General features: G+C 66.0%; 14 protein-coding genes. 8 read left to right on the top strand and 6 right to left on the bottom strand.

Translation table 11 applies throughout. The annotated features are described in order from the left end of the window. Positions 1-13 precede the first annotated feature (13 nt). From minD to POS15_RS12220, 3 genes are read left to right on the top strand one after another with little or no spacing between them, the layout of a single operon-like run. Positions 14-823, top strand: a complete 810-nt coding sequence (gene minD / locus POS15_RS12210) for a septum site-determining protein MinD (protein ID WP_019184543.1) — start codon at positions 14-16, stop codon at positions 821-823. Between the two features lie 2 nt (positions 824-825). Continuing rightward, positions 826-1,086 (top strand): cell division topological specificity factor MinE, encoded by a 261-nt coding sequence (gene minE, locus POS15_RS12215; protein WP_017355894.1) that lies wholly within the window; start codon positions 826-828, stop codon positions 1,084-1,086. A gap of 47 nt (positions 1,087-1,133) precedes the next feature. Next, positions 1,134-1,619, top strand: coding sequence for a hypothetical protein (locus tag POS15_RS12220; protein WP_284128225.1), 486 nt, complete (start codon positions 1,134-1,136; stop codon positions 1,617-1,619). 187 nt (positions 1,620-1,806) lie between these two features. On the opposite strand, the gene POS15_RS12225 is transcribed toward POS15_RS12220, so the two are convergent. From POS15_RS12225 to POS15_RS12235, 3 genes are all read right to left on the bottom strand, one after another. After that, complete coding sequence (locus POS15_RS12225; protein WP_172838052.1) at positions 1,807-3,045, bottom strand: DUF819 family protein; 1,239 nt, start codon at positions 3,043-3,045, stop codon at positions 1,807-1,809. A 280-nt stretch (positions 3,046-3,325) separates the two neighbouring features. Next, complete coding sequence (locus POS15_RS12230) at positions 3,326-5,389, bottom strand: S9 family peptidase (RefSeq protein ID WP_019184546.1); 2,064 nt, start codon at positions 5,387-5,389, stop codon at positions 3,326-3,328. Between the two features lie 154 nt (positions 5,390-5,543). Then, positions 5,544-7,514 (bottom strand): oligopeptide transporter, OPT family, encoded by a 1,971-nt coding sequence (locus POS15_RS12235; protein ID WP_019184547.1) that lies wholly within the window; start codon positions 7,512-7,514, stop codon positions 5,544-5,546. A gap of 223 nt (positions 7,515-7,737) precedes the next feature. Here POS15_RS12235 and POS15_RS12240 point away from each other — a divergent pair, with 223 nt between their 5' ends. Continuing rightward, entirely contained in the window at positions 7,738-8,889 is a 1,152-nt protein-coding gene (locus tag POS15_RS12240) for a heparan-alpha-glucosaminide N-acetyltransferase domain-containing protein (protein WP_284128226.1), read from the top strand. Positions 8,890-8,994: 105 nt separating this feature from the next. After that, the gene (locus POS15_RS12245; RefSeq protein ID WP_284128227.1) at positions 8,995-10,770 is read left to right on the top strand and encodes an oligopeptide:H+ symporter; all 1,776 of its coding nucleotides are present in this window, start codon (positions 8,995-8,997) and stop codon (positions 10,768-10,770) included. Positions 10,771-10,807: 37 nt separating this feature from the next. On the opposite strand, the gene POS15_RS12250 is transcribed toward POS15_RS12245, so the two are convergent. The 3 genes from POS15_RS12250 to POS15_RS12260 all read right to left on the bottom strand — a co-directional run bounded on the left by POS15_RS12250 (position 10,808) and on the right by POS15_RS12260 (position 15,156). Continuing rightward, positions 10,808-12,250, bottom strand: coding sequence for a hypothetical protein (locus tag POS15_RS12250; RefSeq protein ID WP_284128228.1), 1,443 nt, complete (start codon positions 12,248-12,250; stop codon positions 10,808-10,810). Between the two features lie 154 nt (positions 12,251-12,404). After that, positions 12,405-14,372 (bottom strand): S9 family peptidase, encoded by a 1,968-nt coding sequence (locus tag POS15_RS12255; RefSeq protein WP_284128229.1) that lies wholly within the window; start codon positions 14,370-14,372, stop codon positions 12,405-12,407. A 148-nt stretch (positions 14,373-14,520) separates the two neighbouring features. Continuing rightward, positions 14,521-15,156: a LysE family transporter gene (locus tag POS15_RS12260; RefSeq protein ID WP_019184554.1), complete on the bottom strand. Its 636-nt coding sequence runs from the start codon at positions 15,154-15,156 to the stop codon at positions 14,521-14,523. A 133-nt stretch (positions 15,157-15,289) separates the two neighbouring features. Here POS15_RS12260 and POS15_RS12265 point away from each other — a divergent pair, with 133 nt between their 5' ends. The 3 genes from POS15_RS12265 to mqo all read left to right on the top strand — a co-directional run bounded on the left by POS15_RS12265 (position 15,290) and on the right by mqo (position 18,741). Continuing rightward, positions 15,290-16,195 (top strand): LysR family transcriptional regulator ArgP, encoded by a 906-nt coding sequence (locus POS15_RS12265; RefSeq protein ID WP_046272993.1) that lies wholly within the window; start codon positions 15,290-15,292, stop codon positions 16,193-16,195. A 117-nt stretch (positions 16,196-16,312) separates the two neighbouring features. Further along, positions 16,313-16,897 (top strand): hypothetical protein, encoded by a 585-nt coding sequence (locus POS15_RS12270; protein WP_046273024.1) that lies wholly within the window; start codon positions 16,313-16,315, stop codon positions 16,895-16,897. Positions 16,898-17,049: 152 nt separating this feature from the next. Further along, positions 17,050-18,741 (top strand): malate dehydrogenase (quinone), encoded by a 1,692-nt coding sequence (gene mqo / locus POS15_RS12275; RefSeq protein ID WP_019184557.1) that lies wholly within the window; start codon positions 17,050-17,052, stop codon positions 18,739-18,741. The last annotated feature ends 187 nt before the right edge of the window (positions 18,742-18,928 follow it).

An 18,928-nucleotide genomic window follows, 5' to 3' on the forward strand; every position in this document is an offset into this window, starting at 1 on the left:
CAGGAGAAATCCTTTGGCTGAAATCATCGTAGTCACCTCCGGCAAGGGCGGCGTCGGCAAGACCACCAGCAGCGCCAGCCTGGCCTGCGGGCTGGCACGTCGTGGCAAGAAGGTGGCCGTGATCGACTTCGACGTCGGCCTGCGCAACCTCGACCTGATCATGGGCTGCGAGCGCCGCGTGGTGTACGACTTCGTCAATGTCGTGCACGGCGAAGCGACCCTCAAGCAGGCCCTGATCAAGGACAAGCGCTTCGACAACCTGTACGTGCTGGCTGCCTCGCAGACCCGCGACAAGGACGCGCTGACCCAGGAAGGCGTGCGCAAGGTGCTCGACGACCTGGTCGCCGACGGCTTCGAATACATCATCTGCGACTCCCCGGCCGGCATCGAGAAGGGCGCGTTCCTGGCGATGTACTACGCCGACCGTGCGGTCGTGGTGGTGAACCCGGAAGTGTCTTCGGTGCGCGACTCGGACCGCATCATCGGCCTGCTCGACTCGAAGACCCACAAGGCCGAATCCGGCAAGAACGTGCCGGCCTTCCTGCTGCTCACGCGCTACAGCCCGGTGCGGGTGGAAAGCGGGGAGATGCTCAGCATCACCGACGTCGAAGAAGTGCTGGGCCTGAAGGCCATTGGCGTGGTGCCCGAGTCGGGCGACGTGCTCAATGCGTCCAACAAGGGTGAACCGGTCATTCTGGACCCCGAATCGGCGGCGGGCCAGGCATACGAAGATGCGGTGGGCCGCATCCTTGGCGAAGAGCGTCCGATGCGCTTCACCACCGTGGAGAAGAAAGGCTTCTTCAGCAAGCTGTTCGGAGGGTAAGCATGGGACTGTTCGATTTCCTGAACCGAAAGAAGACCACTGCCGAAACGGCCAAGAACCGCCTGCAGATCATCATCGCGCAGGAACGCAGCCACCGCGGCGGCCCGGACTACCTGCCCCTGCTGCAGCGCGAGCTGCTGGAAGTGATCAAGAAGTACGTCAACATCGACGCTGATGCGGTCAAGGTCGACCTGGTCAAGGACGGCGAGCACGATGTGCTCGATATTTCCGTCGCCTTGCCGGAAGGCCCGCAGCAGCCCTGATCGACATCGCCCCTTCCGCCCCGGAAGGGGCGGTTGAGCGGTAACCCATGAACGACGCTGCCCCCACCGCCGAACCGCAGGTCACCCGCCTCGGCGATATCCGTTTCGACGACGCCCACACCCTGCTCGCGGCCCACGATCTGCGCCTGCATCGTGTGGCCGATGGCGCGCCGATTCCGGGCAGCTATTGGGGCGAACCTGAAGCCGGCATCATCGGCAGCGATGTCTATGTCCGCGATGACACGCCCGTGCACTCGATGCTGCACGAAGCCTGCCATCTGATCGTGCTGCCGCCGGAGCGGCGTGCGCTGGTGCACACCGATGCCACCGATTCGGTACCCGAAGAAGACGCCACCTGCTACCTGCAGATCGTGCTGGCCGGGCAACTACCGGGGGTAGGCAGCGCGCGCCTGATGGCCGACATGGATGCGTGGGGGTATACGTATCGGTTGGGGTCTACGAAGGCGTGGTTCGAGCAGGATGCGGAAGATGCCAGAGCATGGTTGCTCGAACGCGGCCTTCTTCCTGCGTAAATCCGCATGTGCGGTAACTCCCGGCGGCCCGGATTCCCGGTAGTGCCGGCCGCTGGCCGGCAACCTCCTGGACACCTGATGCATCGCCTGGCTGATTTAGCGCAGGTTGCTTCTGCCGTAGAGCCGACCGTTGGTCGGCTGTCGTACGCTGTGACGCGACGTTACAGCAGCCGACCAACGGTCGGCTCTACCCCGCCATCGCGCGCAGCGTGATGCCGACGATGTAGGCCAGGTACGTGCCCGTCGCGTAGCCCATCGTGCCCAGCAGCACGCCGACCGGTGCCAGCGAGGGGTGGAACGCCGCCGCGACCACGGGCGCCGAGGCCGGCCCGCCGATGTTGGATTGCGAGCCGATCGCAAAGTAGAAGAACGGCACCTTCAGCGCGCGCGCCAGCGCCCACAGCAGCACGATGTGCACCGCGATCCAGATCAGGCCAAGCAGGAACAGCCAAGGGCGGTCCAGCAACGCCAGCAGATCCATCTGCATGCCGATGCAGGCGATCAGGAAGTACAGCAGCAGCGAACCCAGCTTGGAGGCACCGGCGCCTTCCAGGTTGCGCGCACGGGTGAAGCTCAGCGCCAGGCCGCAGGTGGTGGAAATCACCACCACCCATACGAAGGGCGCGTCCAGGCTGAACTGCGAGGCCCAGGCGACATGGCCCTTGAACCATGCCGAGACCGGACCGGCGATCGCATGCGACAGCCCCACCACGCCGAAGGCAACGGCGACGATCAGCATCAGGTCGGTCAGGCTGGCCACGCGCTCGTGCTGCGCCTGGAAGGCCTGGATGCGCAGCTTGAGCGCATCGATGCCCGAGGTATCGGCCCCACTGCGCGCATCGATCTTCGCCGAACGCCCGGCCATGAAGATCAGCACCGCCATCCACACGTAGCCGACACCGACATCGACCACCGCGAACTGCCCGAAGGTGGTCGCGTTGACATCGAACACTTCGCGCATCGCCAGCATGTTGGCGCCGCCGCCAATCCAGCTGCCGGCCAGCGCGGCCATGCCGGCCCAGGTATCGCCGGCCACGGTTGCCGGATGCAGCCACTTCATCAACTGAAACGCGACCACCGCGCCGACCATGATGCTCAGCGAGGCGCCCAGGTACATCACGATCAGTTTCGGTCCCAGCCGCAGGATGCCCTTGATATCCACGGCCAAAGTGAGCAGTACCAGCGCGGCGGGCAGCAGGATGTCGCGGGCGACCGGGTTGTAGAGATGGGTGTTCTGGCCGTCGATCAGGCCGACGGTGTTGTACACCCCGGGAATCAGGTAGCACAGCAACAGGGCTGGCACGTAGGTGTAGAAACGCTTCCACGGCCCCTGCTCGCGCGAGGCAGTCCAGAACACGGCGCCGAGGGTGGCGGCGATCAGGCCGAAGACGACGATATCGTTCTGGATCAGGGCGGGTGCTTTCACGGGTGTGGAGTGCCTGGACGATGGGCGTGCGATTCGGCACGTTTCGGGAAACAATCACGGGTAGAGCCGACCGTTGGTCGGCTGCCGTAAAAGAGCAGCCGACCAACGGTCGGCTCTACCGGTTACACCGCCGACGTTGGCCGGTTACACCGCCGACGTTGGCCGGTCACACCGCCGACAATGCTCGGTTACAACACCACCGATCACCGGTGACGCCACGGCCAACGAGACCCGGTGCCTTGAACAAGCGCCGCCCCTGGGGGCGGCGCTTCGAACCGGCTTACTCGCCGATGTGCTGCTTCAGCCAGCCGTTGACGGTGTCATGCCACTGCACGCTGTTCTGCGGCTTGAGCACCCAGTGGTTCTCGTCCGGGAAATACAGGAACTTGGACTCGATGCCCTGGCGCTGCGCGGCGGTGAACGCCGCCAGGCCCTGCTCCACCGGAATGCGGTAGTCGAGCTGGCCGTGCACGATCAGGATCGGCTTCTTCCAGTCCGAGACGTGGTTGACCGGGTTGAACTTCTCGTAGTTGGCGGCCTTCTCATACGGCGTGCCGCCCTGCTCCCACTCGGTGAACCACAGTTCTTCGGTGGCGTAGCCCATCATGCGCTGATCGAACACGCCGTCATGGTTGACCAGGCACTTCCACGGCTCGTTCCAGTTGCCGGCGATCCAGTTGACCATGAAGCCGCCGTAGCTGGCGCCCAGCGCGCATGCCTTGTCGCCGTTGAGGAACGGGTACTGCTTCTGTGCCGCGGCCCAGCCCTTCTGCAGATCTTCCAGCGGGCGGTCGCCCCAGTGCTGGCTGATCGCGTCGGTGAAGGCCTGGCCGTAACCGGTGGAGCCGTGGAAGTCGATCATGACCACTGCGTAGCCCTGCCCGGCGTAGGTCTGCGGGTTCCAGCGATAGCTCCAGCCATTGCCGAAGCTGCCCTGCGGGCCGCCGTGGATCAGGAACGCGACCGGGTAGCGCTTGCCTTCCTGGTAGTTGTACGGCTTGACCACGTAACCGTGCACGGTCTCGTTGTTCCAGCCCTTGAACTGGAACTGCTCGTAATCGCCGAAGGCGACATCGGGCAGCATCTCGCCGGCGCTGGGGGTGATCTCGCGCGGGTTGGCGCCATCGAAGGCGGCCACGACGATCTGGTCGCCGCTCTTCAGGCTGTTCTTCGTATACGCCAGGGTAGTGCCGGCGATCACCGGCGAGCCGATGCTGCCGCCGTCCACCACCACTTCGGCTTTGCCCGTGGCGATGTCCACGGCGAAAAGGCGGTGCTCGCCCATGTCGTCGGCGCTGGTGTAGATCAGGCTGCCGTCACCGGACAGCACGATCTCGCCGGCCGAACGATCCCACTTGGGGGCGATCTCGCGGGTCTTGCCGGTGGCCACGTCCATCGCCATCAGGCCGAAGCGGTCCGCTTCGAAGCCCGGGCGCTTCATGGCACGGTAGTACAGGGTCTTGCCGTCGGCACTGAACACCGGACCGGCATCCCAGGCAGGGTTGGACGCGGTCAGGTTGACCGGCGCCTGCTTGCCCTCGGCATCCAGGCGGTACAGGTCGAAGTTGGTCGACCACGGCTCCTGCTTGCCGGCCACGCGGATCGCGGCGACCACGCTCTTGCCATCCGGCGACCAGGTGAAGTCGTCATTGCCACCGAACGGCTTGGACGGTGCATCGCCGGCCAGCGTTGCGCTGATCGCCGAGGCACCCTTCACCGCCGCGGCCTTGGCGGCCGGCAGCGGCGCCACGAACAGCGTGTTGCGGCGGCCGTCGGCCCAGGTGTCCCAATGACGCACGAACAGGTTGTCGAACACCTCGCCGGTGTTCTTGCGCGCCTTGTGCGCGTCCAGCTTCTTGCTGGTGCAGGCCAGGTCCGAACCGCAGTCCTGGAACACGCCGCTGCTGAAGGCCACGCGGTCGCCCTGCGGGGAGACGTGGAAGCTGTCCACATCGACCGGGAAATCGGTCAGCTGGCGCGGCGTGCCGCCGGTGGCCGGCTGCGCGTAGAGCTGCTGGCTGCCGTTCCTGGCGCTCAGGAAATACACGGTCTGGCCATCGGCCGACAGCGCGGCGGAATTGACGTTCCAGCCGGCCGGGGTCAGCGGCTTGGGCGGGGCCAGGTCGCGCGTGCGCAGGTTGCGGATGTACAGGCCGGTGCTGGCCTTGCTGTCGGTGCCGACCACGCGCTTGGCGAAGATGACGTTGCCGCCATCGGCAGTGAGCAGCGGGCTGGAGACACGATCCAGCGCGATCATGTCGCGCACATCCAGGCCACGCGTGGCCGCCAGCGAGGGCATCGCGGTCAGCAGGCACAACGGCAGCAGGGCGTAACGAAGTTTCATCGGGGTCTCCGCGGAACGGCAAAACGCCGATGTTAGGGCCGCAAGGGCCGCACATGCAAAGGCCATCGGTCATGCCGGCGCATTGGCTGAACGCAGAAACGACACACCCCGCCGGAGCGGGGTGTGTCACGACCCGGATCGGAGTCGTTGTTGCTTAGACCGAACCCACCGCGCGCTTGCCGGTGCGGTAGATCAGCCAACCGACCAGGAACAGCACGGCCAGGCCGATCCACTGCGCGCCCGGCAGGTGGAACGGCAGCGCCAGCACATCGGCGCGGCTGCTGACCACGATCGGGATCGCGATGGCGATGCCCATCAGGGCTTCACCGGTGATCAGGCCGGCGGCGAACAGCACGCCCGGCTTGTGCACGCGGTCACGGCCTTCTTCATCATCGCCACGGATCTTGTGGAAGCGCTCCACCAGGTAGGCGATCAGGCCACCCAGGAAGATCGGGACCATGAGTTCCAGCGGCAGGTAGATGCCGATCGCGGCGGCCAGCACCGGCACGCGGAAGCGGGCATTGCGCGACTTCAGCCAGCTGTCGAAGGCGATGATCGCCGCACCGACCACCGCACCGATACCGATGAAGGTCCACGGCAGCTCGCCGCCGAACAGACCCTTGGCCACCGAGGCCATGAGGTTGGCCTGCGGCGCGGCCAGCGCGTTGGGATGCAGCTCGGACTTCACGCCGATGCCGTAGGCGGTGGCCAGCAGGTTCAGCACCGGGGCCATGATCAGCGCGCACGAGAACGCGCCGATACCCAGCATCAGCTGCTGCTTCCACGGGGTGGCGCCGACGATGTAGCCGGCCTTGAGATCCTGCAGGTTGTCACCGCCGACCGCGGCCGCGCAGCACACCACCGCGCCGATCATGATCGCGGCCACCGCGCCCAGCGGCGCACCGCCGATGCCGACCGGGGTCAGGCCATCCTTGCCGAGCAGCAGCACCAGTACCGCCGAGGCGAACAGGATGGTGGAGATGGTGATGCCCGAGACCGGGTTGTTGGACGAGCCGATCAGGCCGGCCAGGTAGGCCGAGACCGAGACGAACAGGAAGCCGGCCACGATCATGATCAGGGTCATCGGGATCGAGACATGCCACTGGCCCACGATGGCCTGGTACAGCGCCAGCAGCGGCAGGGTGAACACCACCAGGGCCACCAGCATCCACTTCATCGGCAGGTCGCGTTCGGTGTGCGCCAGCGCCGGGCCACCGCTCTTGCGGGCCGCGGCAAAGCCACTCTTGACGCCGTTGAGCAGCGACTTGCGCAGCGAGATCAGGGTCCAGACGCCGCCGATCAGCATCGCGCCCACGCCCAGGTAACGCATCTTCGCGCCCCAGATGGCGAAGGCCGCTTCCGTCGAACTGGCCGTGGCGATCGAGGCCGCCAGCGCCGGATCGGTGTTCATGAAGAACGCCTGGTACAGCGGAATGGCGATATGCCAGGTCAGGATCGAACCAGACACCACCACGATGCCGACATTCAGGCCGACGATGTAGCCCACGCCCAGCAGCGCCGGGGACAGGTTGGTGCCGATGAAGGCGGTGATCTTCGAGGTACCGACGTAGGCCGAGGTGGCCCAGGCATCCGGGATCAGGCGCAGCCCGCTTTCGGCGGCCAGCTTCACGAAGGCGCCGATCACCGCCGACACGGCCAGGATCTTCAGGCCCGGGCCCGGGTTTTCACCGGCCTTGAGCACTTCGGCGGCGGCCTTGCCTTCCGGGAACGGAAGCGGATCTTCCACGATCATCGAACGGCGCAGCGGCACCGAGAACAGCACGCCCAGCAGGCCACCCAGACCGGCGATGCCCAGCACCCACCAGTACTTGAAGTCCGGCCAGTAGCCCATGATCACCAGCGCGGGGATGGTGAAGATCACACCGGCGGCGATCGACGAACCGGCCGAAGCACCGGTCTGGACGATGTTGTTTTCCAGGATCGTGCCACCGCCGAGCAGGCGCAGCACCCCCATGGAAATGACCGCGGCGGGAATGGCGGTGGCGATGGTCAGGCCTGCGAACAGACCGAGGTAGGCGTTGGCGGCCGACAGAATCACCGCCAGCACGATGGCAAGCACCACCGCACGGAAAGTGAGCTGGCGTGGCGCAGCGTCGTTGTTCATGGAAGCCCCTGCTGGCAAAAAATCCCTGCCACGCTAGCGTTCATGTACGGGCAAGTCCAGTAGTGCCGGCCGCTGGCCGGCAACGCTTCACCGCCTGATCGAGGCGCCTGTTGACCTGCGCGTGCCACCGGAGTGGCCACACGCCGGACTCGGCAACGTCCCAGGCCGGGCCCGTCCACTTTAGTTATGTTATATCCTATCGCGCCGAGTACCCGGCGCCGCTGTGACGCATTCCCCCGCCTCCCGTTTGACCTCCATCGACCAGCTGCGCGGCACCGTGATCGTGCTGATGCTGCTCGACCACGTGCGCGAAACCTTCTACCTGCATGCCCAGGTGGCCGACCCGATGGCGGTGGACCAGGTGGAGCCGGCCCTGTTCGTCAGCCGGCTGTTGGCGCATCTGTGTGCCCCGGTGTTCGTGCTGCTGACCGGCCTGTCGGCCTGGCTGTACGCCAGCGGCAAACCGGATGGGCGCCGGGCCGCCTCGGCCTTCCTGCTCGAGCGCGGCCTGTTCCTGGTGGTGCTGGAACTGCTGGTCGTCAACTTCGCCTGGACGCTGCAGTTCCCACCGAGCGTCGTGTACCTGCAGGTGATCTGGGCAATCGGCATCAGCATGATCGCGCTGGCCGGGCTGCTCTGGCTCCCGCGCGGCGCGCTGGCGGTGCTGGCGCTGGCCGTGATCGCCGGGCACAACCTGCTCGATGGCATCCGCGTGCAGGGTGACGGGGCGCTGGCCGTGTTGTGGAAAGTGCTGCACCAGCGCGACTGGATCACGGTGACCGACGGGCTGCGCCTGCGGACCTCGTATCCGGTGCTGCCGTGGATCGGCGTGATTGCACTGGGCTGGGTGATCGGCCCGTGGTTCGCACGCGGCGGCGATGCCCTCCTGCGCCAGGGTCGGCTGTGGCTGGCCGGTGCCGGTGCGCTGCTCGCCTTCGTGCTGCTGCGGGCGATCAACGCTTACGGCGACAGCCCGTGGCAGTCCTTGGCCACGTTGGGCAATACGCTGATGAGCTTCTTCAACGTGACCAAGTACCCGCCCTCGCTGCTGTTCCTGCTGCTGACCCTGGGCATCGGCCTGCTGTTGCTGCGCCTGTACGAACAGCCGCGCGTGGCCCGGGCGCTGGCGCCATTGGCCGACATCGGCGCGGCGCCGATGTTCTTCTACCTGCTGCACCTGTATGTGCTGAAGCTGCTGTACGTTCTGGCCGAAGCACGCTGGGGCCAGACGCACGGCGGCTACTTCGCGGTGGACCACGTGGCGAGCCTGTGGGTGATCACCGCCGTGCTGGCACTGGCGCTGTATTGGCCGACACGGGCATTCGCGCGGTTCAAGGCGCGGCGGCGGGATCTGGCCTGGCTTCGCTATCTGTAAGCGCGCATGGCCGGCAGCACGACGGCGGAGCGGCCAGACACGGCACGGCTGACCCTTCGCCCCGGGCCTATACTCGCCCCCTTGTCCGCCCTGCCCCAGCCCTCGATGACCGCAGCCGTCCTGCCCGCCACCTCGACCTCCACCGCGACCGACGACTTCCTTGGCCATCCCAAGGGCGTCTACATCTGCTTCTTCACCGAGATGTGGGAGCGGTTCTCGTTCTACGGGATGAAGGCGCTGCTGCTGCTCTACCTCACCAAATACCACCTGTTCGGCGACAAGGCCGGCCTGGATCTGCTCGGTGCCTATGGCGGCCTGGTCTACTGCATCCCGGTCTTCGGCGGCCTGCTCGCCGACCGCTGGCTGGGCATGCGCAAGGCGGTGGTGTTCGGCGGCGTGCTGCTGGTGCTCGGCCACCTGGGCATGGCTTTCGAAGGTCACGCAGCGGTCCGCGTCGATGGCGCGATCGTGCGCGATGACGCGGCCCTGGGCATCACCTACCTCTCGCTGGCCCTGATCATCATGGGCGTGGGCTTCCTCAAGCCGAACATCTCCACCATCGTCGGCAAGCTGTACCCGGAAAACGATCCGCGCCGCGACTCGGGCTTTTCGCTGTTCTACGCCGGCATCAACCTGGGCGCGCTGTTCGCCTCGCTGGTGTGCGGCTTCCTCGGCGAAGCCTATGGCTGGAAGTACGGCTTCGGTGCGGCCGGCATCGGCATGGTGATCGGCCTGGGCATGTTCCTGTGGGGCCAGAAGTATCTGCAGGGCCACGCCGAACCGTCCGATCTGCCCGCGCTGCGCCAACGCGTGCTCGGCATCCGCCGCGAATGGCTGATCTATGCCGTGGCCGTGCTGGGCGTGATTCCGGTGGCCGCGCTGATGTGGGCCGCCGCCAATGGTGCGTTCGCGCTCGGTGGTGAACTCAGCTTGGCGCTGATGTTGATGATCGTGGTGCTCGGTGGCGTGCTGGTCTGGTTCGCCTGGTTCACCGGCACCCGCTGCACGCCGGTGCAGCGCCAGCAGATGATCGCGCTGATGGCGCTGATCTTCATGGCGCTGGTGTTCTTCACCCTGTACGAGCAGACCTATGGCTCCTGGGTGACCTTCACCGACCGCCTGCTCACCAAGGACCTGGTGCCGTCGCTGGTGATCCAGGGTGGCACCCCGCTGCCGTGGTCGATCGCCTCGCTGCTGCTGGCGCCGCTGGGCTTCGTGGTGGCCGCGCGTCTGTCCGAGCGCCGCCCGGGCTCGTCCGCGCCACGCACATTGTTCATCGTGATCGTCGCGGCGATGCTGGTCATGCTGATCCGCGACTGCCTGGTGATTCCGCAGACCGCCGGCTCGCTGACTTACCTGGGCGGCCTGTTCCTGGTGGTGCTCGCGCCGCTGTTCGCCATGCTGTGGGCGTGGCTGGACCGTCGCCGCATGGACCCGTCCAAGCCGGTCAAATCCTCGATCGGGCTGATCTTCGCCGCACTGTCGTTCGTGCCGCTGGCACTGGCGGCGCAGCAGGTGGGCGCGACCGGGCAGATGGCCAGCGTGTGGTGGCTGGTACTGGCCTACCTGATCCTGGAGATCGGCGAAATGTGCCTGTCACCGGTCGGTCTGTCCGCCGTTACTCAGCTGGCCGCGCCGCGGGTGGTCAGCCTGATGATGGGCACCTGGTTCCTGGCCACCGCGTTTTCGGAAACGCTGGCCGCGCTGTTCGGCAAGCTCGCCGCGATCGAGGTACCGGAAGGCGAAACCATGAACATCGCCAGCGCCGCCGCCAGCTACGAACACCTGTTCTGGCTGCTGATGTGGATCGGCCTGGGCTGCGCGGCGGTCGCACTGATCTGTTCGCCGCTGCTGAAGCGAATGATGCACGGGGTGAAGTAGGGAAACCCCGGGCAATCAGCGCCCCGCCAGTGCCACGTCATTCCACCCGTCTGGCCGCGCGCAGTTCCTGCAGGAAGCGGCGCACAAGCACGCGTCCAGACTCGTCCAGATTGCGCCCGTCAAGATGCTCGAAACGCATATCCGGATGGAGCGCATCTGCGTTCAGGGCCAGGCCGCCGAGTTCTTTCACCAACGGTGCGGGCAGGATGCCCTCCAGCAGCAGCTTGGGCAAAGCATCTGGCTCGGCGCGCCATGCGTCGCCATTCGGTCCGGACACCTGCTGAAAGTCCACTGCGGTTGCGGCCGCATGAGCAGGTGACGTGGCGATCGTTTCCGTCGCGCGCTGAAGGAACTGGCGATAGCGTGCGGCCAAGGCGATCGCATCACGATCATGGGCGTCCAGAGGTGCAAGCGTCCACTCCAGCGCGGGCAACGTGCATTCCAAGGCTGCCTGCGCCAGGCGAACGGTGTGCGCTTCATACCTGTCCTCCCCCTGCTGCACCTCCTGCACCCGGCATTCGGCCGTGGCCGCGCGGCGGGCAACTGCGCGGGCGAGCCCGGTGACGTCCTCGCGCACGGCATCCCACAACACTTCCGGAAAGCGCAGCAGGAGGTGCGCGGCGATCGCATCCTGCAGGTCTGCCGACACTTCCCCCGCAACCTGCATGCGCTGCATCAGTTCCTGCACCGCCATGTGGACCGATTCAGCCTGCGACACCGGCGCCGGCATCCACACAGTGGGCGGCACCTTTGTTTCCGCCAGCAGTTGTTCGCTCACAATGGCACCGCTGCTCGTCCAGTTACGGCCGTGTGCATCGCTGGACAAATGGAGGCTGCCGCCCATCGACCGAGGCCGGGCCTCGTCGCGGCGCTCGCCGGCCAACATCGACCGCTCCAGTGCGTCTACCGACGGTGCGGCCTGTCCCTGCACGACAGCCGTCATCAGCTGTGCCAGCGCACGGCTTTTGTGCATGTGTGGTGCAATGCAAACGTACTGGACGCGATAGCCCACCCTATCGGTGGGTGCGGCGGCGGGAGGTGCGCCAGCAACAGGCTCGCGCCGGACGTCCTGTGCCAGGCAACGAGCGCCGTCGCCGGCAAATCCCCATGCTTGCGATGCCGCCAGTAGACGACCTGCCGCTGTGCCCTCAAGCCGGTTGCCGTACGCCACTGCGACAACATTTTCGGTCACCAGCTTGCCCATTGTCAGCAACTGGACGGTGTCATGAAGTACCGCAGCGTCGGGCTCGCTCAATGGCGCCGTAGGCTCTCCTCCCCGCATCAATTTGTGCAACCGGATCGACCACTCGTCCACCTCGACGCTGAGCACTGCGATCTTGAACGCCTGCTCCACCGTCAATTGCAGACCGTCATCGATGTCGGCCGCACGGGAGGGACTGCAGAACAGCACAAGCAGCAACGGCGCTGAACGGCACGGGAAAGACCGCAGGCGGGACGTCGAGGAGAGGTTGCGCCACATGCTGGGGAACACCGAAGGGGAGAGCTGTCCAGCATCCCGCGGGGTCGCGCCGGAAACCATGCAACAACTTGCATTCTGTCGCGGCCAGCAATCCCTTCACAAACAACGACGGCACCTCACGGTGCCGTCGTTGTTTTTCCACCGAATGATGCGATCAAGGCTGCGCGGACGCCGAGGCAGTCTCCCCGCCCAGGCTGTTGGACAGGAACGCCAGCAGCTTGGTGTAGTACTCGCGGCGGTGCGGATCGGTGTAGAAACCGTGGCCTTCGGTCGGATAGTACAACGCCTCCACGGGCACGCCGGCCTTTCTCAGCGCCGCTTCCATCCGCCTGGTGTGCTGGATCGGGGCGCGCTCGTCTTCGCCACCGGCGGCGAGGAACACCGGCACCTTGATGCGGTCGGCCAGGTTCACCGGCGATACCGCCGCCAATTGGGCGCGCTCGCCGATCCATTCCTTGAGGTAGGTCTCGCCCGAGCCGCGGCGCTGGATATCGCCACTGGTGAACATGATCGGCAGGTCGTAGACACCTACATACCCGGCGGCGCACCGGTACAGCCCTGGCTCCTTCGCCGCCCCCATCATCGCCGCATAACCGCCATAGCTGGCGCCATAGATGCAGATCCGCGAGGCGTCGGCAATGCCCTCCCGGATCGCCCAGCGGGTTGCATCGGTCAGATCGTCCTGCATGGTGCCGCCCCACTGGCGGGCACCCGCGGACCGATGGGCGCGCCCGTAGTTGCCCGAGCCGCGGAAGTTGACCTGCAGGACAGCGTACCCGGCATCGGCAAGCATCTGGCTTTCCGCGTCGTACCCGCCGGTATCGAACGGACCGTAAGGCCCGCCGTGCGGTATCACCACCATCGGAAGCGACTTGGCAGCGGCCTTGCCGGGCACGGTCAGGTAGCCGTGCAGCGGCAGCCCGTCACGTGCCTTCAGGGCCACCGGGCGTACCTCTGCGGTGGCGGCCGGGTCGATCCAGTTGCTGCGGCTGATGACGTGGTCCGCTTTCTTGGCCACGTTGTCGAAGATGTAGAAATCGCCCGGGTTGCGCCCGGACCACGCCTCCACCATCAGCTGCCGGCCGTCGCGGGTACTGGACGTGACGAAGACCGCATCGCCCCCGAACGCCGCTTCCAGGCTGCGATACAACCGCGCATCGGGCCCCTGTTCGTCGAAGAAGCGGGTGCGTGGCGTGTCACCCAGGTAGAGCGCGCCCACCGGGATCGAGGTGCCGGGCCGGTAGATGTATTTGTGCACGTCCACCACGGGATCACGCAGCACGAGCCTGCGTTCTTCGGTCACCGGATCCCAGGACACGATGGCGTCGGGGCCCTGCGGCATCTCGGTGTTGAAATACGCCAGCCGACCATCTTCGGAGAACCCGATCGCCGTTTCGATCCGCCCGTTCAAGGCTTCATCGTTGACGAGCTTCCAGGTCGTGCCCGACCCTTCCCGGTAGTACAGCTTGTTGACGTTGTCGGTTCCCGCGCCATGGGCGAAACGCACCTGGCCCTGGTTGTCGGTGACGAAATCGGCGCGGCGTACGGGCGAGCGCGCCACCGTCTGGCGACGGCCGGTGGTGACATCCATCCGGTCGGCACGGGTGAACGGGTCATCGTTGAATGGCCAGATCGTGACCAGCACGTTGCGCTCGTCCGCGGGCAGATCATCGGCGAGGAACGCGGCCACGGCCTCCACTTTTTTCTGCTGGATGCGGGTACCCGGGCCGTTGTCCTGCGCGCGGTAGCCGACCAGCAGCTCGCCGCGCCCGCCGTTGGCGTTCATGGCATACAGCTCGCCGGTCATGCGCGGCTGGTCCAGCGAACCCTGCTTCTCGGCCAGGCCGATCAGCACACGTTCTGCGCTGACCCAGTCGAAATGATTGGCGTGATTGTTCCTGGGCGGCACGAACGAGCCCACCACCTCGCCCCCGTTCCTGCGCAGAATCGCCAGGGCGGTGCGATCTTCCATCGGCACGGTGGCCGCGTAATAGTCGCCGTTCGGCGAAATCTTGATATCGGTGAAGGCATCCCGGCGCAGGTAGCGCTCCAGATCCACCGCGCCGGCCTGGCCCGTAATGGCCAGCAATACCAGCAGTCCCAACCTTTGTACGTGCTTCATCCTTTCCCCCTGCTGCATCGGACCTCATGTCCGGGATCGCGATTCTAGGCGGAAGATCGAGCTGCCAACCAGAGGGATGTTCCTGCTGATGCAAAAAAAATGGCACCGCGAACGGTGCCATTTCCAGGACCTGCATCGAGGAGAGAGTTCAATGCATGCCGCGGAACGCGAGGCTGAGCGCCAGGATCGACAGAATCACCGCGATGGTGCCGTCGAGGATGCGCCAGGTCTTTGGCTTGGTGAACAGTGGCGCCAGCAGGCGTGCCCCCAGGCCCTGGGCGGTCAGCCACAGGCAGCTGGCCGTGAACACGCCGGCGGCGAAGGCCATGCGCGCATTGCCGAAGTTCTCGGCGATACCGCCGATCACCATCATGTCCAGCCAGAAATGCGGATTGATCAGCGAGAAACCGACCGCCGAGATCAGCACCGCGCGGCGCGAGGTGCTGTCGCCCTCGTCCACGTGCATGCCGCCACCGCCGGCCAGCGCGCGCCGCGCCGACTGCCAGGCGTACCAGGCCAGGAAGGCGACGCCGCCCCACAGCACCACGGTGGTGAGCCACGGCAGCGCCTGGGTCAGCGTGCGCAGGCCGGCCACGCTGGCGAAGATGAAGATGCCATCGATGGCGGCACACGTCGCCACCACCGGAATGATGTGCTTGCGCAGGATGCCCTGGCGCAGGATGAACGCGCTCTGCGCGCCGACCACCGCAAACAGGCCGATGCCGGTTGCGGCACCACTGAGCCACGCGCTCAGCCCGGCGCCGCCGGAAATGATCGAAAACATTGGATACCACCTGTGTCGTGCTGGGGGGCGGTGCCTCGCCAAGGCGTACAGCCCGGATGGCGCATATTGTCGCGCCGCAACATGAAAAAGTAGAGCTAAACTTACTTAACCATCTTTAGCGGAACTTAAGATCATGCGCATCGACCATGCCCAGCTCCGCGCCCTGGCGGCGGTGATCCGGGAAGGCAGCTTCGAACGGGCCGCGCAGTCGCTCAATGTCACCGCCTCGGCCGTCTCCCAGCGGGTCAAGGCACTGGAGGACCGGGTCGGCCGCCTGCTGGTCAAACGTTCTTCCCCAGCGGTCGCCACCACCGAGGGCCAGGTGCTGGTGCAGCTGGCCGAACAGACCGCCCTGCTCGAGCACGATGCGCTGCACCGCATGGGCATCGCAGATGAGGACCTGCCGCACGCCAGCATCCCCGTGGCGGTGAACCATGACAGCCTGGAGACCTGGTTCCCCGAGGCCGCCCTGCAGTTCGCGCGGCAGACCGGCACCACCCTGGACCTGCGCTCGGAAGACCAGGACCACACCGTGGCCCTGCTGCGCCAGGGGGCCGTGCTGGGCGCGGTGACCACCCTGGACGAGCCGGTGCAGGGCTGCCAGATCCACGCGCTGGGCAGCATCCGCTACGCCGCCACCTGCACCCCGGCCTTCCATGAGCAGTACTTCGCCAAGGGGGTCAATGCACAGTCGCTGGCCCAGGCGCCGGTGTTGGTGTTCAACCGCAAGGACGACATGCAGGCCCGCTTCGCCCGGCGCCTGGCGGGCAACGACCTGCCGCTGACCGCACCGACCTGGTGGATTCCCTCCACCCGCGCGTTCGTGCAGGCGAACCTGGGCGGGCTGGGCTGGACCATGAACCCGCTGCCGCTGGTCAAACGCCACCTGGATGCCGGGCGCCTGGTGCACATGAAGCAGCGCGCGTGGGAAGACGTGCCGCTGTACTGGCAGCACTGGAAAGGCGATGTGCAGACCATGGCGCTGCTGACCCGGGCAGTGCTGGCGGCCTCGGCGACGCTGGTGCGCAAGAAGCGATAACCCCGACCGGTAGAGGCGACCGCTGGTCGGCTGTCGTGCCGGGGCCGCACGCCGCCCTACACGACCCGATGACCCGCCCCGATGCAGCATCGGCGCATCCCAGCCGCGGGCACGTCGATGGACACCGATCCGGTCTACCTGCACATCCGCGTGGTGCTCAGCATCATCCTCGGCCTGAGCATCACCACCCTGCTGCGCGGGCTGGCGGGCATCATCGAGCACCCCAAACGACGCGGCTGCTCGCTGATCCACCTGTGCTGGGTGGTCTGGGCGCTGATTTCGGTGGTGACCTTCTGGTGGTGGGAGTTCCGGCTGGGCGAGGTCCGGCAGTGGACCTTCGAGCTGTATCTGTTCGTGATCGCCTACTGCGCGTCGTGGTACCTGCTCTGCGTGCTGCTGTTTCCCGACGACGTGCGCGAGTTCGGCAGCTATGAGAACTACCTGCTGCAGCGCCGCGGCGGCTTCTTCGGGATGTTGGCGCTGGTCACGCTGTTGGATCTGGTGGATACCGCCATCAAGGGCCACAGCCGCTGGCAGATGCTGGGGGACGCTTACTGGGTGCATACCGTGGTGATGCTGGGGATCGCCGGGCTGGGCTTCGCCCTGCGCCAGCAGCGTGCGCATCTGGTATTGGCTCTGATAGCACTGGCCTATCAAGCCAGCTATTTCCTCCTGGAGTACTTCACTCTCGCCAGCGACTGAGCCGGTCCGGCACAGCCACCGGATGCTGCGTTGCACCAAATCCGTACCGGAACGGGCTAAAATTGCGATCAAGGTACCGCTGTGACGCCCGTCTTCACGGGCGTTCCCGGCAGCGGCGGCATCCTTCCCATGTCTCCCTACCTGAGATCCCCATGAAAAAACTAGCGAAGGTCGTCCTCGGCCTGCTCGTGCTGTTGCTGTTGGCAGCGGCCCTGTTCCTGTACTGGCCGCTGCATCAGCGCTCGGTCCCGGCCGCCGGCAACGACAAGCCGGTCGACGTCGTCCTGGTCGGCGGCGGCATCATGAGCATCACGCTCGCCACGTTCCTGCAGGAGCTGCAACCGGACTGGAACATCCAGGTCTATGAGCGCCTGGACGGGGTTGCCCTGGAAAGTTCGGACGGTTGGAACAACGCCGGCACCGGCCACTCCGCGTTCGCCGAACTGAACTACACCCCGGAACTGCCCGACGGCAGCATCGAGACCAAGCGCGCGGTCGGCATCGCCGAGCAGTTCGAGATCTCACGCCAGTTCTGGTCCCACCAGGTGCGCGAAGGGCGCCTGAGCCAGCCCAGCGATTTCATCAACCCGACCCCGCACATGAGCTTCGTCTGGGGCGATGAGAACATCGCCTACCTGCACAAGCGCCAGCAGGCACTGGTCAAGAACCCGCTGTTCTACGGCATGCAGTATTCCGAGGACGCCGCGCAGATCAAGCAGTGGGCCCCGCTGCTGATGGAAGGCCGCGACCCGAAGCAGAAGGTCGCCGCGACCTGGATGCCGCTGGGTACCGACGTCAACTTCGGCGTGATCACCCGTCAGCTGACCGCTGGCCTGCAGCGCAGCCCGAACTTCAGCCTGCACCTCAACCATGAAGTGCGTGCCCTGCGCCAGAACGACGACAAGAGCTGGAACGTGACCGTCAAGGACCTGAAGTCCGACAACGAGTCCACCGTCAAGTCGCGCTTCGTGTTCATCGGTGCCGGTGGCGCCGCGCTCAAGCTGCTGCAGCTGTCGGGCATCCCGGAATCGAAGAACTACGCCGGCTTCCCGGTCGGTGGCCAGTTCCTGGCCTTCCAGTCGCCGCAGGTGGCCGGCCGCCATTCGGTCAAGGCCTACGGCATGGCCGAAACCGGCTCGCCGCCGATGTCGGTCCCGCATCTGGACGCACGCAAGCTGGATGGCAAGCCGGTCGTGCTGTTCGGGCCGTTCGCGCTGTACAGCACCAAGTTCCTCAAGCACGGCTCGTGGTTCGACCTGTATTCCTCGGTGAACCACAACAACGTGGCCGGGATGATGGGCGTGGGCCTGGAGAACCTGGACCTGGTGAAGTACCTGATGGGTCAGGCACGCCTGAACGATGACGACCGCCAGGCCGAGCTGGTCAAGTACTACCCCAACGCCAAGCGCGAGGACTGGACGCTGGTCACCGCCGGCCAGCGCGTGCAGATCATCAAGAAGGACCCGGAAAAGGGCTCGATCCTGCAGTTCGGCACCGAGATCGTGACCGACCAGGACCACACCCTGGCCGCCCTGCTCGGCGCTTCGCCGGGTGCATCGACGTCGCCGCCGATCATGCTGGACCTGCTCAAGAAGGCCTTCCCCGAGCAGATGGCCGCCGGCTGGGAAGCGCGCCTGAAGGAGATCGTGCCCTCGTATGGGCGCAAGCTCAACGACAGCCCGGCGTTGACCAACGAGATCCGCCGCCTGACCAGCGATACGCTGAAGCTGCCGTACCTGGACGTGCCGGGCGAGACCAGCCCGGCCGTGATGCTGACCCCGCCGCCGGCTACCCAGCCGGCCGAGGCCAAGCGCAACGCCAACGAAGAACTGCAGGCGCTGTAAGCCTGCCCCGGCGCGGCCTGCGGGTCTCGCCACGGTTTTCCCTCCGGCCACCCTTGCGGTGGCCGGTTGCGTTTCAGGTCCGGTGACGTTGCGGCCCGGACGTTTACGCGGACGCGCCCGACTGTTCAAGAATTGTAAAGCGACTGAGAACGATTTACATTTGCGCATCGCAGGGTTGTCGCTACGG

The sequence above is a fragment of the Stenotrophomonas sp. BIO128-Bstrain genome (assembly GCF_030128875.1).
Lineage (GTDB): Bacteria > Pseudomonadota > Gammaproteobacteria > Xanthomonadales > Xanthomonadaceae > Stenotrophomonas > Stenotrophomonas bentonitica_A.